This window comes from Sulfuricurvum sp., assembly GCF_028681615.1.
Taxonomy (GTDB): Bacteria; Campylobacterota; Campylobacteria; order Campylobacterales; family Sulfurimonadaceae; genus Sulfuricurvum.
Genome location: NZ_JAQUHV010000008.1, coordinates 67,277 through 84,030 on the forward strand (window position 1 = coordinate 67,277; position 16,754 = coordinate 84,030).

Sequence of the window (16,754 nt, forward strand, 5' to 3'; positions counted from 1 at the left end):
GTGTTCTAAAAGGAGTTTGTTTTTTTTAGGATTCTAAGAGAAGTTTTTTTTCGTCCCCTACTTGGCGCAATCGTATATGGGTCACTTTTCCCTCAGGTGAGATGGCATATTCACGATGCGTTTTTGGATCGATAAATACAACCCGGTTATGCCCGTTATAGAGATTATGATGGATGATTTCAGCATGAATATCGGCAGCATAGATTTTTTCGAGTTCATCACGCAAAGCATGAAGAGAAAGTTCGTCTTCTTTTAGTTTTTCGGAAAACTCTTTGAGTGCATTGGCTTCTGCTTTGTACTGCATCAAACGGACAACATCTCCTCTCGTGGGTTCCTTTCCATTTTTTTGAGCTTCGAGAACCCGCAGTTGGAACTGTTTTATACGGCTGTTTTTTTCTTTGAAAGAAAGTTGTTTTGTAATAAATTCTTTACTGTGTTCTTGTAATCGAGAAGTCTTATCCCGAATATTCATTTCCATGGATGCAATTTTTTCATGATAGCTCTCGATACCGTCCGGATTGATGATGAGGTTGTTTCCTCCCCCTTCGATACGTTGTATTTCGATAAGTTCCAGTGCCGTAATTTTGGCGTTGGAATGGAGGGTGTCGATGTACACTTTGTGGGCGACAATCTCCCCCCCTACCATCGTTTTGATACGGACAATTTCCGCTTCGATTTTCCCTGCTTCCAAAATGTCAATATTCGCCTCTTTGGCTTTGAGATTGCCGCGATGAAGGTGGATAGTGGCGACTTCAGTGACGTTAATCTGCGATTTTTTATGGGTTTGGGCACCGATATTGACTTCACAAGCCTGAATATTCGAATTGCTTCCTACCGTACCGCTGACATCCAGTTTTTGAACATCGATATTGACCCCTGATCCAATGGAGTCTTCGTTGGAAACTTTCTTTTTGATTTTGAGTGAAATTTCTTTGTCGATTCCCGCTTCGATGGACCCCGTTTTTTTAAAGCTGGCAGATTCGATTTGAAGCTCATGCGAAATCGAAAAGATACCTTTATGGCGTTGAATATACCCGGAGGCATTGGCATAAAAACGGATACTGGCGGAGTCTTCTTGAGAGGTAATGGTTTTTTCATCGATCACAATGTATTTGGCATATTTGACACTCGGTTCATCTACCTCGATATGTTCACCGTCGCAAGAGCGTCCGTCACGCCCGTGTTTCGGAAAAATGTATTCTAAAATCAAATCACCCGGTTGAACCCCGTGTATAAGGGTATTGGTTTTGCTGAGTTCTTTATAGTGGAGTAGTACTTTATCACTGATAGGTTGAACAGGCGGAAAACATTCGGATATCGGAAGACGATAGGGCTCTTTTAGAGGGCCTTCTTTTTGAATTTTTAGGAGAAGACGATTAATCTCCTGATCTATATTGACATCAAAAATGCCGATCATTAACCTATGTCGAAGCTGTTTTCGCATGATGGCATCTTTGATCCACTCCTGTACCCCTTTTTTAAGGGGAATCGTGGAACGGGGATCGATGATGGCAACCGCTTTGGTTTTGTGTTTGTCGGTAGCGATAGTGAAGCGTAGATCCAGATAAGGATGAGGTGTTAATTTTCGAATACGAATCTGGTACTCTTGTCGAAGTAAAAATACACTGGATCGTATTTCGACTTCGGTCGTACTCTCTAAAAGATTATTTCCGATCAGATGCTGCCACTCTTCATCTACGGTTCCTTTATAATAGGTTTCGTAGGAGAGAAGGTCGAAATCAAGTCCATCAGCAGGGATTCTCTGATCTTTTGCTACGCTCAGCAAATCATTCATAACATTGGTTGATATTAGAATAACAGGCGTATTCACGATGGCTTAAGGCTCCAATATTGATACTGCTTTGCGCTCATGAAAGTTAAAATGGCGTTCCAAATCGGAGTTATCGATTAGAACCGGTACAACAATGAGCGATGCGATGACTGCCGCTATTGTACCAAAAATTAATGATACGCCAAGCCCTCCGAAAACCGCATCGCTTGCTAACAGTGTCGAAGCGAGGATAATGGCAGCGGCAGTGAGGAAAATAGGTTTCGCTCTGGTAGCGGTAGCATAAGCAATTGCCTCCTTTTTATGCATCCCTTTATCCAGCATCAATGATTTGGTAAAATCGATCAACAACAGAGAATTACGTGAACTGATACCGATCAGTGCGATAAATCCGATCAGTGATGTTGCCGTCAGAAAGAACGTATCGGCGGTAAAAATATTCATGATAAAATGCCCGAAAATAACTCCGATAATCGAGAGGAAACTTCCTAATAATACAATTCCGCTTATGACAAAACTTTTGTAGTATACAACCATCAGAAGGAAAATCAATACCAATGCGGCAATAAACGCACCGCCCAGGTCGACGAAGGTGTCGAGTGTCACTTTCATCTCGCCATCCCATTTAAGATCATAAACATCTTTGGTTTTTTTGTCGATAAGCTGAAGGTTGAACAATCCTGTTTTGGTAATTTCATATTCGTCGTTAAACGTGTCAAGGATAACGTTGCGTGCCGCCATCAAAGGATAAACCTGTGAAACCATATCGGTTTCGGCAACGACGTTTGTCATCTGATGGAGATCTTTTGTCATAATCATCGGATTGGATTTGACCGGTACGATATCGACAATCTCAGTAATAGGAACCATCATTCCCATCTGGTTCATTAATTTGAGACTAGCAAGTTTCATTTCAACCGACGTTTTATCACGCGATGCAAATTTTTTCCCTTCAGGAGTCAAGGTCAAGAAAATAGGGATTTGATCGGTTGCACTCTGAGAGTTTTTAACAGCAATCCCCATTCCTTCGAATGCAAGATAGAGAATGTCATTGACTTGTTTTACATTTAATCCGGATTTTGTAATTTTATCGGTATTGACACGAACTTCGAATTTATCGTAAATTTCATCTTGCATAATATCGATATCGACAAGGCCGTCTGTTTTACGGAAAACTCCCTCGATGCGTTCACTCAGGTGACGAATCCCTTCGGCTTTGTTTCCGTATACTTCGGCTACGATAGCCGCCATTGTCGGAGGACCGGCTGGCGGTTCGATAAATTTGATATTGGTTTGAGGATATAAGTTTTCACATTGCTTTACGATAACAGGGCGTAGACGTTGTACCATCATATAGGAAGGTTCATCTCGGTTATGTTTTTTGGTCAGGTTGACAACTACTTCAGCGACATTTTCACTGTTTTTAAAGTGAGATCCTTTGATAAGTCCGGCAAAATCCAGCGGTGAACCGCTTCCTAAAAATACCTCGGTATCCAAAGCCTCTTTTTCGTGTTGTAATACTCCGACAACGCATTCACTCACTTGGCGCGTTTGTTCGATAGAACTGCCGTTTGCTAGATCGATATAAACGGTGTAGGTATCGTTATTTTTCCCCGGAAGCATTTTTGCCAATACGAGTTTAGTCGGTATGAGAGCTACCGATAAAATAAAGGCCAAAAGGGTTCCCAATAACACCATTTTTTTCTTGGATGGGGTATTGAGAATAAGAAGCAAATAATTTTCAAATTTTTTATACATCAGTGAGAGTCTCCGTGGTGTTCGGGTTTTTTCAGCAATCGTATTGCCAAATACGGGGTAAAAATATAGGCAACAAACAAGGATGCCACGAGTGCTACCGGAACATTGGCAGGAATCGGTTTCATAAATTGACCCATCATTTGGCCGACAAACGCCATCGGAACCATCGTAAGGATAATCGCCAAAGTCGCGATATTGGTCGGAGCACCGATCTCATCGGTCGCTTCAATCATCAATTCATCGGCATCCCGATCCGCTGCACCGGGTGCATGGAAGTGGCGGTGAATATTTTCGATAACGATAATCGCCGCATCGACCAGAAGCCCGAGGCTGAGCAAAAAGGCAAAGAGGGTGATCCGGTTGATCGTTTGCCCGGTCAGATAGGCGATAAAGAGGGTAATCGCCAAAATCGCCGGAACGGTAAAGGTGACGATCAACGATTCGCGCCAGCCGAGTACGAATACCAACAAAATAGCGATAATCACGATCGAGAGGATCAGATGGAATACGAGTTCGTTAACGGCTTCGTTAGCACGTTCTCCATCATTTCGTGTGATGACGTAGCTGATCCCCTCACTCTTCATTTGCTCTTTGTATTTTTCGAGTTCCGTTTTGACCGCTTCAGCGATAATAACGGCATTGGTCCCTTGAAGTTTCGATACCGTCAATGTTACTTGATCTTTCAACGGAGAGAATTTCCCGTCTTCACCTTTGACGCTGACAAGAGCTGATTTAAAGTTTTGGATGTCCTGACCATTGGAAATGGTTGCAACATCACGCAGATAGATTGCCGAACCGCCGTATTGGGCGACAATAATGTTGCCTACGTCTTCGACGCTCTCTATTGCGTTACGAACCCCGATCATCACAATTTTATTGTCTTGCGTTTTTCCTTTGATTTCAGGAACATTATACGCCAACGATTGGGTTGCTTGAACGATTTGACCGAGAGAGAGGTTGTAACCTGCTAAACGGTTCATATCGACCAATACATTGTACTGATGTTTTTTTGCTCCCTTAATGTCGGTTACGGCGACGTTGGGAAGACCGTTGATGTGATGCTGAATCTCTTTGACATGATCGTAGAGTACGGTCGGATCCATTTTCGGATTGTTGGAATAAAAGGCGACCGACACGATAGGGATATCGACATCAATGTCAAGCGGTTTGATGATCGGCTGCATGGCCCCTTTGGGAAGAATGCTCATGTTTTGCATGATTTTGTCGTAGATTTTGAGATTCGAGTCTTCTTTGGCTTCACCGATGAAGAATGCGGCGTTGATAACGGCGACGTTATCCATGGCCATACCGTAGATGTGTTCGACCCCTTTGATCTCTTTGAGTTTGCGCTCAAGCGGCTTTACGATAACGTTTTCGACTTCACTGGCAGTTGCTCCGGGGAGGGCAATGATAACCGTGGAACCGCTGACCACCATTTGGGGATTCTCTTCGCGCGGCATCAACATTAGCGCCATATATCCGATGACAAGGAGAAATATCCCGAGAATCGGCGTTAGTGGGTTGCGTAAAAAAGCCTTTGCGAGTTTTCCGGCAGAGTCTTTAGGCTGGTAAGAGTGAGGGATGTGCATCAGGACTCCTACTGGATATCGACAGTAGCGTACATTCCGGGATAAACGGTTTGTTTAGCATTGAACGATACTTTGATTTTAAAGGAGTGGGTCATAGGGTTTGAACTCGGTATTATGGCACTTACTTTTCCGATTCCTACAAATCCTACAGACGGAATAGTGACTTTGACTCTTTGTCCGATCGGCACCATCTGTAAATTGTTTTCAGCGACTTCTACTTCGATCTTGAGAGCATTTAAATCCGATAGTACGATTGCGGGCATCCCCGGCATTGCCATTTCACCCACTTTGATATTTTTGGCGACGACAACACCGTTATTCGGAGCGGTGACATTCAAATAATTGTACTGATTGTTGACCTCTTTAAGCCGTGCTCTGGCTTGATTGACCTGTCGTTGTCCGATTTCAATCATATTCTGGAGATTCTTTTTAGAAAGTTCGAGGTTTTCCACCTCATATTTAGAGACCATATCCTGTGCAAGCAAACGTTTGTTGCGTTCCAAATTCAATTCCAAATTGGCATATTGATTTTGATACATTTGGAGGGAAAGTTCGGCTTGCGCAATGCCGAGTTCTACTTGCGTTTTAGCCGAATCGATCTCTCTGGAATCGATAGTGTACAAAAGTTGTCCCTTAGTGACACGGGAACCTTCTGAGACATTAACACTGGTGACAAAGCCCATATTACGGCTGGTAATCATCTTTTGGTTATCGCTGATAACGCTTCCGGAGAGGCTGAGTCCTGCTGCACTGAGTGTTGAGGCGAGGGCGAGAGAGGTAATCCAAAATTTCATTATTTAACTCCGTTACTTAGTTTTTCAAGAGCGAAAATACGCTCGTTACGTTTATTTTTAACCGCTTGCAAATTTAATACTTTTTCGATTTGCTGTGATTGCTTGATGATCACGTCGCTCATCGATGCGAGGTGCTCGTGATACCGTCCCTCGTAATTTTTGTAGATTTGATCGGAAAGTTCCAACTCTTTTTCAAGACTGGTAATTTGAGAGTTCAGGCTCTCGATTTCGGTACGGATTTTGTCGTATTGTAGCGCAATCCCTTTTTTGGCGAGTTCTACCTGTGTCACGGTTTTAAGCTTTTCGATACGGGCTTTTTCGAGGCTGTTATTATCAATTGCACCGTTAAAGAGATTCCAACTGAGTTTTGCACCGATCGTAAACGCTTTATGATCGTTAAAATTTCCTAAGAATGTATTATCTGCACTGGAAGCTTCTGCAAATGCACCGATTTGAGGGAGAAAAGGGGCATAGGCCACATCAACCATTTTTTCACGGATTTCCAACCCTTGAGACGCTTTTTGCAAATCGGTATTGTTTGCCAATACGTCTGATTCACTGACGGCTGATGAGGGGTAATCTTTTTTCGGGAGTTCAATTTCAGTGACATTTTCATTCAAAAGGAAGCTGATGTAATGGTAAAGGAGCTTTTTATTCGCTTCCATTTCGGTGATACTGCGCTCAACGTTCGCCTTTCGGGCTTCTACTTCGAGAAGATCGACTTTTTTGGCATACCCTTCTTGGATCATCATATCGGTAGTATGTTCCAGTGTCGTAATATTTTTATGGATTATTTTCATATGATCGAGACTGTTTTGAAGGAGTGCCATATCGTAATAGCTTTTGCGCAATTCATAGCGTTTTTCAGTTTTCATCTGTTCTGCATCGAGTTTTTTGATCTTTTCCATCTTTTCACTGATATCACTGTACGCGCTGAGTTTGCCTCCTGTGTAAAGAGGAAGCATATAGGTCAGTTTGCTTTGAAAATAGTTTTGGTAGCCGGGATAATTTAAACGACTAGGTGGTGTATCATATCCGATACCTGCCATAAACTCATCCGCACTGAAATCTCTAAATGTTGCTTCCCGTGAACTGAGTTTAAAGCCAAAAACATTTCCTGCATCATTTGAGCGGCTTGCTGTCTCGGTAAAATCGAGTGAGCCGTAATTGTAGCCTTTTGCGATTGCCGTATCACTTGAAGCACTTCGGACGTCGAGATTGGCAGAACGGATTTCAAGGTTGTTGTTTTCTAAAATTTCCAACGCGGCAGGGAGCGAAAGGCCCGAAGCCATGAGATGGCATGAACCGATCAAGAGCGATGCGCTGAAGACACGTGAAAGGGCTGTCATAAACATAATCCTTGTGATGTATTTGTGATTGTAATTAAATATATAAGGAATATTATACACTTTAACGAATTGAACCGAGCTAAAAACCCTTTAAACAAGGAGGTGTTAATGGTTAAGATAATACCATAAGTTACATCAAGTTTGAAATTTGACGCAGTTTCGGGTAAAATTCGGACAAATAAAGATAGTAAAAGGTTTCCTGATGGCAACAGTCGGTATGGGTGATATCAAAAAAGGTGTACGTTTGGAGATTACGGGCGTTCCGTATAAAGTCGTCGAGTTTCAACACGTTAAACCGGGTAAAGGGGCGGCGTTTGTCCGTTGTAAAGTAAAGAGTTTTTTGAACGGTAAAGTGATCGAAAAAACCATTCATGCAGGTGATAAATTCGAAGTACCGAATCTTGTGCATTCAACAATGCAATTTTTGTATGATGACGGTGAAATGCTTCAGTTTATGGATAACGAGAGCTATGAACAACTCGGTCTTACGTACGAACAATGCGAAGATGCAATGAAATGGATCAAAGACGGTACCAATGTTCAAATGATCTTTCATAACGGCAATGCAATCAGTGTCGAAGCACCTGAAATCATGGAACTTAAAATCGTTGAAACTCCGCCGAACTTCAAAGGCGATACGTCAAGTGCTTCTAAAAAACCGGCTACGCTTGAAACCGGTGCAGTGGTTCAAGTCCCTTATCATGTCCTTGAGGGTGATATTATTCGTGTTAACACCGTTGAGGGTGAATACATGGAAAAAGTAAAATAAAGATCTTTTCCCCGCTTTGTACGGGGAATTATTTTTTTCGGCTTAAATTCAATTCTTTGTCGGAATACTGCTGACTTTTTTACAATCGTTTGAAATCCATTTCCCCGTTTGATCCATTTGTATAACTTCTGTTTTACCTTCTGACGTTGTCCGTATAGTTGTTTTACCTTTATACGCATTATCCCCAACAAAAGTGAATTCCCCCTCTCCTGTACTCGGAGGATTTCCTTTGCAGGTAAATTTGAACCAAACGGTATTTCCGCTGCGGCGAAGAACTTTTTGCTGGCATTGTCCATCTGATGGCGGTATTAAACCTTCTTTGGTATTTTCTTTTGTGACGCAGACTCTCACTGTGGTCCCTTTGGCATTTTGTGTAACACCCTGCGAAGCCATCATCTTTTCCATCATTTTACGTTGCTCAGGCGGGAGTGATGCCATTTGCCGGTTCATTTGAGCCATAGATTTTTCTATTTCGCCACTTTGACTTTTGATAGTAGATGTGTATTCCCATACTCCAGGCCGAATAGTGGTTTCGGCATGAAGAGACTGCAAACCTAACAGCGTTGTCAGGAATAAACCGGATATTATTTTAGAGTTCATAATACATCCTTTAGGGTTATTGACGCATTTGATATACGGGTTGTAATTTTGTCGGCTGTATATCAAGTGTTTTACTCAATGTGTTGTTTTGAAGATTAGCGTCTTTAAAGGACGGTATGACTAAGGTTGCAGTTACTTTGGTCGGTTTTGTGATTTTGGCATTCGATACCATTGTCACTTCAGCGCCGGATTTTGCTAATTTGCGCTCAGGATCTAATCCTTCCAATGTCTGTCCACCCCAATTTTTGCCGTCGATTTGCAGTAAAAGGGTAACTGCACTTTTGCCTTTAGATTTATAAATAGTTTCTGGTATTACACCTTCTCCTATATTTTTGAGCGTAACCGTGATTTGATTGTTTTCATTTACGCTGATATTTGTGATGCCGAGGTCCTTGGATTTTAAGAACTCTTCGTCTACAGATTGCTGGGTCCCCGGAAAAGAAACAGTGATTTCAAACTCGGGCGTGAGAGAATGGCTGGTATTTTTTAGGATTAAAAAATACATCCCTTGGGTTTCCCCCAATTCATTTAAATTGACATCGTGAAAAAACGGTATGCGGCGGTTTTCAGCAAAATCCGCGTATTCAAAATTTTCAGATATTTTATGCAAATACACAGGAGGCTGTTTTTTCTTTTTTTTGTATCCCAAAAGTGATTTGACAGTTGTTTTAACAGCTTTTGGGGCATCTGTTACGATTTTTGCGACGGTACGTATCTCATCTCCGGCAAGATATTCGGCCGGATTATATTTATTTACTTGTTGAATGAATTGTTGAAATTCATTAGGTTTTATCGGTTTTTTGCCATCGAAAAACCGAGAATCCACCAACGCCCATTCGAAAGGAATGTCCCCAAGTTTATAAACTTTATCGCTGTCATAGTTCGTGATTTTTGCCCGGATATCGATTCGTCCCGGCTGTGTTACTTCTATAGGAAAATAGGCGACGTAGGGATCATCTTCAGAACCGGTAAAAAGTTTTATCCGCTGGTGAAATAAACCTTGATTTTCTTCAATTGCTGCAAAAGCTGAAATACTTGTTAGCAAAAACATCGTGATAAAAAGCAATCTTGAATATTCACATACTTTTTTCATCATCTCTCCTTTGGATATTTACGAACAATGCATTAGAATACAGTTATGCACTTAATTAATTGTATTAAGTATTGTATTAATTGTTTCTAAAACAAAAATATAGTTCTATCTGTTGTTTTACATTACATAAATTGAATTAAAAACAGTGATCAAAAGGAGTTGTTATGCCAAAAGTTTTAGTGCCTATAGCTGAAGGATTTGAAGAAATTGAAGCAATTTGTATCATAGATATTTTGCGTCGAGGTGGGATAGAGGTAATCATGGGGTCACTGGATGCAAGACTTTCCGTCAAAGGGGCACATGGGGTTATTATGCAGGCAGACCGTCCGATCAAAGGGCTAAGTGCCGATGATCTCGACATGATCGTTCTGCCCGGAGGTTGGGGCGGCACAAAAGCGTTGGCTTCCGATGCAACGGTTCAAAACCTGCTCAAAGAGATGGATTCCAAAGGGAAAAATATCGGAGCTATCTGCGCCGCTCCGTTTGCACTGAATGCGGCCGGAGTCCTTAAAGAGGGGTATACCTGCTATCCGGGCATTGAAGAAGAGATCGAAGTATCCGGATTTCAGGGAGATAAGCATGCTGTTGTTGAGAGTGCCAACGTGATGACCTCACGCGGTCCGGGAACGGCAATTTGCTTTGGGCTTGCCATTGTGAAAAAACTTGTCGGAAAAGCTTCGTATGAAAAAGTTCGAGACGGACTTCTCGCTGGTTATTGTGAAACTCTCTAAAGCGCTCCTTTCATTCATTTTAATCACTCCGGCAGTGTGGGGAGAGATTCATTTGTCTACAAGTGAAGACTTTACCCAAGAAGCTGCAGGAGAGTATTGTCGATCGCTTGGAAGCGGGTGGCGTTTGATGAGTATTGAAGAGATTTATCATCTTCCAAAAACCACCCCGTTTAATACCGGATACAGTTATTGGTCGTCGGATCAAACGGCTGCCGATAACACAGAGATCGGAACCGGGAGTCAGGGAGATGGCGGCATTATCCCGATGCTCGGGTACAGCTTTTATCCCAAAGAGCGTAATATTACCCTCTCTCCCGGTTGGAAACGTATCTCAGCAGCCTGTACGAATGAAGTAAAAGCTCAACGAATACGAGAGTATCGTATTACACCGGAAGGGGTTGTCGATCCGTATTCCGGAATTACGTGGCTTCCTCTCGACGCAACCGATAAACGGGTCAAATATACGTATGATGATGCCAAAGAGATGTGCAGCAATCTTACCCTCTATGGGCGTTCATGGCGTCTGCCGACTACGGATGAACTCTACGGTATCGTCGATTACGCGTTTGCCCGCCCTACGGTCGATATGAAGTTTTTCGGAGTCATGATGCAGCGGTATTACTGGACAAGCGATTTTTTGAACGACAAAGAAGCGTACGTCGTAGGATTCAAACTCGGAGGTATCGCAACCGCACCGAAAAAAGAATCGGTGCATGTGCGGTGTGTGAGTGAAGAAATAGAATAGTATATTGCAATGTGTAAATTAATAAATACTTAGTACTACAATAGAAAACATACATAAGTATGAATCTCAGATATTATAATCCTTGCCTTTATAATCTATTTTTCTGTATTTAAGATAAATCCGTTATGCCGGAAAACCTAATTTTTTAGTTTCCGTATATAAATAATTTCGACAGTGTTTTTCGTATATTAACATGACTGCTTTGTCTATTGTTTATGAGAGGAATAGAATATGCGAAAAATACTTGATTTGTGTATTATCAAAATCAAAGAAGGCAAATTCAGGCCGCTTAGACATATCACTTTAGCTTAGCGTGCTATATTTTCCGTTTCCTGAACCGACCCCTACTGACTGCATCAATTTACATGTAAAACAATTTTAAATTCAGCACCCAACTGTGTGTTTCGTGCACTTAATTGCCCGCGCATATTACGTTCGATAATAAGCTTGGACATATAGAGGCCCAATCCTGTTCCCTGCTGCTCTTCTTTAGTAGAGATGTAAGGAATAAAAATTGTATCCAACATTTCTGTTGGAATACCCCCTCCATTGTCGGTTACAGTGATAATTATCTCATTTGTTGAACGCACCACATTTATATGAATAAATTTATGCTGTATAGGAGCTTTTTTTACATGGTCATCAATTGCATCACGTGCATTGTTGATGATGTTGATGATCACTTGTTTAAATTCACTTTCATATCCGGTTAGAACATACGCTTGAGAAGAATCCATAGAATTATCCGTACATTTTGCATCGAGCATAATTTCAATATTATGATTTTCAAGCTGTTTCCCCACAATACTTAGCGAATCATTTATTGCCTTGACGACATCAAAGGATTTGACTTCTTTGGATGGCTTGAAGAAGTTTCGAAAATCATCAATTGTTTTTGACATATACTCTAAATATTTCTGAATCTCTTCACTGAGAAGATCGAGTTCTTTTTGATCCAAAGCATTAAACTGGTATTTGAGCCGGATCTCCTGTGAAAGCACACCCACCGCGTTTAACGGCTGACGCCATTGATGGGCGATCATGCTGATCATTTCCCCCATAGCGGCAAGTTTAGATTGCTGGATAAGAAGCTTTTCCTGTTCAAGACGTTTAGAAGTCTCTCTTTTTACCAATTCATTCAGATGCTCTTCCGTATGTTTTTGTTCAGTAATATCCATATTGATACCAACCATGCGATAAGCAACACCCGATTGATTGACTTCATTTTTCCCCAGTGCACGTATATAGCGTCTCTCTCCATTAGGAGTAGTGATCCAAAAATCCGCACAATATTCGCCGTTATTTTTGACTGCATTGTTCAAATTTTCTTCAACCTTAGGCTTATCATCGTGATCTATCGCATTACTCCACATCGTATAAGGATTGCTTTTTTGTAATGGTTCAATTCCATATATTTCATACATTCTATCATCCCATATCAACGTGTTACTGGCATAATCCCACTCCCAGATACCGACATTGCCTGCCTGTAACGCTAAAGTCATCCGCAATGAAAAAACTTTTAGCTTTTCCTCTTCCTCAGAAAGAAGTTTTTCATCGGTAATATCGTGGCGAATAGCGCTATATCCGATCTTGATTCCATTGTTGTCAAAAAGCGGCGAGATCACCGCCTTAACCCAGTAAAACTCCCCGTTTTTCTTGCGGTTTTTGATCTCGCCTATCCATGTTTGATCTACTTGAATGGTGTCCCATAACTCTTGATAAAGTGAAGACGGCATATCCGGATGGCGGATGATACGGTGACTCTGCCCGATCAGTTCTTCTTTGCTATAACCGCTGATCTGGCAAAATGCTTCGGAAGCATCGGTTATAACCCCATGAAGATCAGTGCGTGATGTAATAACGTTGTTGTCGATCATCTCATGCATCAGCAGTATCTTCTTCTGTTGAGAAAGAATTTTCTGCTGATCATTGTTTTCTACATAGAGTTCTTTAGAAATGTACCCGGCAATGACAAAAATTCCCCCAAACATAAGTATATACAATGCAAAAGTAACTAACAGATTCTGATAGATTTGGGAACGTTCCATATTGATATAATTGATCATTTGGATGGAAAGCGATTGTTGAATATTTTTCATGACATCCATCTTCTGAGTAATGAGATCAAACCAAACTTCCGGATTGATGTCAAAAACAGCATCATTATTGCTTTCCATCAGCATCTCTTCCAACAGACTCAATTCCCTAAAAGAATGCGTTTCCATGGTCTGGTTAAAAATAGCAACCGATTTATTACTTGCATACGTAGAAAAATAGGAAAGGTAGAGCTTCTTTTCAGCGACTGTCATCGTGAGTTTGGTACGCATCCCCGGTTCAAACCGGTGGTGTGCAAAAGTATTGGCACCGATGGCACGTATGATTCCCAACCGCTCTTTTGCATTCAAGAAACTTGCGTATGCGGCAATTTCACGCATTTGGAATGGGTCGTTGGAATCTTTGGAAATTGAGGATATGTCATTTAAATACAAGGTAATAATACGGGTATAAAAATCCAGTTCCTGTTGTACACTCATGGAGTAGGTGCTGATTTTGTTGCGTATCATTCCGATTTTATCGAGCTTGTTGCAAGCTTCTCTTATTTTAGGATTGCATACGGCTTTGTTGTAATGCGACATCAGTGCCTTAAGGGCATCATATTGAATATCTACATTTTTGCGTTGTGTACTCAATTGCTTGGCAAATTGTGCGCCGTTTGATCCCAGATAACCAGCTGACATACCTCTTTCAGTCTGTATTTCATGAACAAGCGATGCAACTTGGATTGAGATTTGGATCGATTGTTCCATCTCTTCAAGTTTGTGGTATTTGGCATATAGACGCATGATATCGCCCATCGTCAAATAGACGATGACAAGAAGAGGAGGAACAATCAGCAGCAATAATTTTGTACTAAAACGGTAGTGGGCAAGATAATTACGCATCAGCTTCCTTACAGTGCCTCAAAAGGTTTAGGTTGAGCAAAATAGTATCCTTGGAACATATCAACACCCAGAGTTTTCAGTTTATCAAAAATTGTCGCATCTTCGACAAATTCTGCGACGGTTTTCACGCCAAGGTTGTTGGCAAACTTGACAATCGTCTCGAGTGCAAGATACCCCCGGTATTCATGAATCCGTTTGACGACAGAACCGTCAATTTTCAAGATATCCAGCGGCATGTCGAAGAAATAGGCAAAATTGGAATATCCGCTTCCAAAGTCATCGATAGCAATCTTGGCTCCAAACCCTTTCATATAATTGAAAAAACGGAGGGTTTCATCAATATCTTTTAATCCTTCGCTTTCTAAAATCTCCAATGTGACATTGGCTTTGGGATAGCGTTGAAACAGCTCTTCTAAACAAGTTGTGGTTTCTGGATTGGCGATATCATCAAAAGAGAGATTAATACTAAAATCAATAGAACTCTCACCAAAATCTCTAAATGCGTTCGTCATTACTTTACGGGTTAATAAGGGATAGTTTTTTGATTGTCGTGCTATATCCAGAAAATGAAAGGGTGTGAATATGTTGTTCGGTTCTTCGGGATCTATCATACGTACGAGCGCTTCGTATTTAACCAACGAGCCACTGCTATCTACAATCGGCTGATAGTAGTTAACAATCAGATCTTCACTCAATGCGGTTTTTATCTTATTCTGCATAATGAGATTGGATTTAAACATCTCCCGAATTCCATTGAGGTCGGCAAAACACATAAACGGTACTTTGCGACTCTTAGCAACCGTTAATGCCATCGATGCTTCACTGAAAAGATCATGTTCTCCGATACAGCTGGCGGCCATGGTGACACCGATATTGATGCTAAGAGTCTTCGCAATGACAAAATTCTCATTTTCGATCCGTTTAATGAGTTTGAGTGCGAGATCTTCCGCCGTATCGCGCTCAAAGTTTGCCATTTTTTCGGTTAGAATCACAAAATGGTCGGTATCGGTACGATAAAGAGTTCTAGGACGTTGATCCGGCCAATAATCTTTTAATATGTGGGCCATGTGCAGCAGTATTTCATCTCCGGCTTCGAAACCGTACAGATGATTAATATTAGAAAAATTTTCAATATCAATCAGTAGAAGAGCCATAGTCGATTCATTTTTGGCCAACTCTTCAAACAGTTTGATACGGTTTGGAAGACCTGTCAGCGGGTCAGTATAGAGCCGATTGATCGTCTCTTCTTTCTCTTTGACAACAGGGGTAATATCACTGATCATTATTGAGATTTCTTGGATACTATTTTCTTCGAGTCTAGAAGCAAAAGCGGTAAATAAAACGGTATAACGCTCATTATCCATTGTAAGTGACACCGTTTTACTCAATACTTTATAATCATTGCAATACTTTAGTATCTCTTCACTCACTTCAGAAGTAAAAAAATCTTTGATGGTTAACAAAGGGTGCTTTATGCAGCAGTGATTATTAAAATAGTTTTTGAGGTCTTTATTTATATCGATAATGGTTCCATCATTTGTAATACGGATGACAAAATTGGTTTGATCGATAGCCTGACGATAATGCTCAAGCTCTTGTATACGAATTCGAAGCTGCCGCTTATTCTCAATAATCTCGGCTATACGGCTAATAACTTCGATCAAATCAGTAACACGTATCGGTTTATTGATAAATTTTTCCACTTTGAGATCAATCGCTTTGTTCAGAAATTCGATCTCATTAAATGCGGATGTGATGATAACCGGTGTATCGATCCCCTTCAGTCGAAGTTTTTCGATGAAGCTGAGTCCGTCCATTTCAGGCATCCGTATATCGGTGATAATAAGATCAACCGTATGGGATTTGAGATATTCCAAGGCTTGAACACCATTCTCTGCAGTGGCTATCTTATCTGTTATCATCGAAAGAGTTCGGGCAACTGAATTACGGATCCCTTCTTCATCCTCGACGTAGAGAAGAGAGATATTTAGAAAATGACTCATACAAATCCTTTCTTATATTTAGAAATAATTAATAGATAAAAATATAATTGATTAATTTTTATCTTTATTATGTTTAATTATAGCTTTATATTTTCAAGGCTATTTTTTTATTTTGCTTTTCACTCAGATTTATTCTATATAGTTTGTTAAATCTAGTCTCTTTTTCCATTATTGAGTGGAATCCATTTTCCATTCATAAGATCCGAATTGAGTATTAAATATAATTTATGCAAAATTTAAGTTTGTAAAAACACTTTTAAAACCTTTTAGTATTATAATTATATTTAACAACAACATATTTTAACTTCAAAGTTATAATAGTTAATAAGTCTATTTTGGTGGAGTAAATTTATGATTTCCAAAACCGATTTTTAGGCATTTTTATTTACCTTAAAACTCAATATATGAAAGTTAAGTAAGCATAATTAAATGAGCAATATTAATCAAAAAACATTTCATATCGTATGTGTAGACGATTCGGCAACTAATCAACAACTGCTCAGTTCCGTTTTAGATAAGCATGGATACAAAGTAACATCAATCGATGATGGGCAAAAAGCTCTTGATTATATCGCCAAAAACCCTTCAG

At 40.6% G+C, this 16,754-nt stretch carries 12 protein-coding genes; 3 read left to right on the forward strand and 9 right to left on the reverse strand.

Features of this window, described 5'->3' with window-relative positions; genetic code table 11:
- Positions 1 to 25: 25 nt before the first annotated feature.
- From PHE37_RS09070 to PHE37_RS09090, 5 genes are read right to left on the reverse strand one after another with little or no spacing between them, the layout of a single operon-like run.
- Complete coding sequence (locus tag PHE37_RS09070; protein ID WP_299995404.1) at positions 26 to 1,831, reverse strand: flagellar assembly protein A; 1,806 nt, start codon at positions 1,829 to 1,831, stop codon at positions 26 to 28.
- A 6-nt stretch (positions 1,832 to 1,837) separates the two neighbouring features.
- Positions 1,838 to 3,547, reverse strand: a complete 1,710-nt coding sequence (locus tag PHE37_RS09075; RefSeq protein ID WP_299995402.1) for an efflux RND transporter permease subunit — start codon at positions 3,545 to 3,547, stop codon at positions 1,838 to 1,840.
- Positions 3,547 to 5,136, reverse strand: coding sequence for an efflux RND transporter permease subunit (locus tag PHE37_RS09080; RefSeq protein WP_299995400.1), 1,590 nt, complete (start codon positions 5,134 to 5,136; stop codon positions 3,547 to 3,549). The genes PHE37_RS09075 and PHE37_RS09080 overlap by 1 nt, the downstream gene beginning before the upstream one ends.
- Positions 5,137 to 5,144: 8 nt before the next feature.
- Entirely contained in the window at positions 5,145 to 5,930 is a 786-nt protein-coding gene (locus PHE37_RS09085; protein WP_299995398.1) for an efflux RND transporter periplasmic adaptor subunit, read from the reverse strand.
- Positions 5,930 to 7,279, reverse strand: coding sequence for a TolC family protein (locus PHE37_RS09090; protein WP_299995397.1), 1,350 nt, complete (start codon positions 7,277 to 7,279; stop codon positions 5,930 to 5,932). The genes PHE37_RS09085 and PHE37_RS09090 overlap by 1 nt, the downstream gene beginning before the upstream one ends.
- 202 nt (positions 7,280 to 7,481) lie before the next feature.
- Between PHE37_RS09090 and efp the strand changes: the two genes are divergently transcribed.
- Entirely contained in the window at positions 7,482 to 8,048 is a 567-nt protein-coding gene (gene efp / locus PHE37_RS09095; RefSeq protein WP_299995395.1) for an elongation factor P, read from the forward strand.
- A gap of 48 nt (positions 8,049 to 8,096) precedes the next feature.
- Here the strand turns inward: efp and PHE37_RS09100 are convergent, their stop codons facing one another.
- Positions 8,097 to 8,648, reverse strand: coding sequence for a DUF3617 domain-containing protein (locus tag PHE37_RS09100; RefSeq protein WP_299995393.1), 552 nt, complete (start codon positions 8,646 to 8,648; stop codon positions 8,097 to 8,099).
- Positions 8,649 to 8,664: 16 nt separating this feature from the next.
- Positions 8,665 to 9,741, reverse strand: a complete 1,077-nt coding sequence (locus PHE37_RS09105) for a hypothetical protein (RefSeq protein ID WP_300008455.1) — start codon at positions 9,739 to 9,741, stop codon at positions 8,665 to 8,667.
- 164 nt (positions 9,742 to 9,905) lie between these two features.
- Here PHE37_RS09105 and PHE37_RS09110 point away from each other — a divergent pair, with 164 nt between their 5' ends.
- Together PHE37_RS09110 and PHE37_RS09115 are read left to right on the forward strand one after the other, a co-directional pair.
- Positions 9,906 to 10,472, forward strand: coding sequence for a DJ-1 family glyoxalase III (locus tag PHE37_RS09110; protein ID WP_299995389.1), 567 nt, complete (start codon positions 9,906 to 9,908; stop codon positions 10,470 to 10,472).
- Entirely contained in the window at positions 10,423 to 11,217 is a 795-nt protein-coding gene (locus PHE37_RS09115; protein WP_299995388.1) for a DUF1566 domain-containing protein, read from the forward strand. The genes PHE37_RS09110 and PHE37_RS09115 overlap by 50 nt, the downstream gene beginning before the upstream one ends.
- A 356-nt stretch (positions 11,218 to 11,573) precedes the next feature.
- On the opposite strand, the gene PHE37_RS09120 is transcribed toward PHE37_RS09115, so the two are convergent.
- A complete protein-coding gene (locus PHE37_RS09120; RefSeq protein WP_299995386.1) occupies positions 11,574 to 14,162 on the reverse strand; it encodes a nitrate- and nitrite sensing domain-containing protein in 2,589 nt (862 codons plus the stop codon).
- An 8-nt stretch (positions 14,163 to 14,170) separates the two neighbouring features.
- Positions 14,171 to 16,165 carry an EAL domain-containing protein gene (locus PHE37_RS09125; RefSeq protein WP_299995385.1) on the reverse strand — a complete coding sequence of 665 codons (1,995 nt, stop codon included), beginning with the start codon at positions 16,163 to 16,165 and terminating at the stop codon, positions 14,171 to 14,173.
- Between the last annotated feature and the right edge of the window lie 589 nt (positions 16,166 to 16,754).

Coding starts and splice junctions, on each gene's coding strand:
- PHE37_RS09075 (WP_299995402.1), bottom strand. CDS start 3,547: ATGTATAAAAAATTTGAAAATTATTTGCTTCTTATTCTCAATACCCCA.
- PHE37_RS09105 (WP_300008455.1), bottom strand. CDS start 9,741: ATGAAAAAAGTATGTGAATATTCAAGATTGCTTTTTATCACGATGTTT.
- PHE37_RS09085 (WP_299995398.1), bottom strand. CDS start 5,930: ATGAAATTTTGGATTACCTCTCTCGCCCTCGCCTCAACACTCAGTGCA.
- PHE37_RS09125 (WP_299995385.1), bottom strand. CDS start 16,165: ATGAGTCATTTTCTAAATATCTCTCTTCTCTACGTCGAGGATGAAGAA.
- PHE37_RS09100 (WP_299995393.1), bottom strand. CDS start 8,648: ATGAACTCTAAAATAATATCCGGTTTATTCCTGACAACGCTGTTAGGT.
- PHE37_RS09110 (WP_299995389.1), top strand. CDS start 9,906: ATGCCAAAAGTTTTAGTGCCTATAGCTGAAGGATTTGAAGAAATTGAA.
- PHE37_RS09115 (WP_299995388.1), top strand. CDS start 10,423: ATGAAAAAGTTCGAGACGGACTTCTCGCTGGTTATTGTGAAACTCTCT.
- PHE37_RS09120 (WP_299995386.1), bottom strand. CDS start 14,162: ATGCGTAATTATCTTGCCCACTACCGTTTTAGTACAAAATTATTGCTG.
- PHE37_RS09090 (WP_299995397.1), bottom strand. CDS start 7,279: ATGACAGCCCTTTCACGTGTCTTCAGCGCATCGCTCTTGATCGGTTCA.
- efp (WP_299995395.1), top strand. CDS start 7,482: ATGGCAACAGTCGGTATGGGTGATATCAAAAAAGGTGTACGTTTGGAG.
- PHE37_RS09080 (WP_299995400.1), bottom strand. CDS start 5,136: ATGCACATCCCTCACTCTTACCAGCCTAAAGACTCTGCCGGAAAACTC.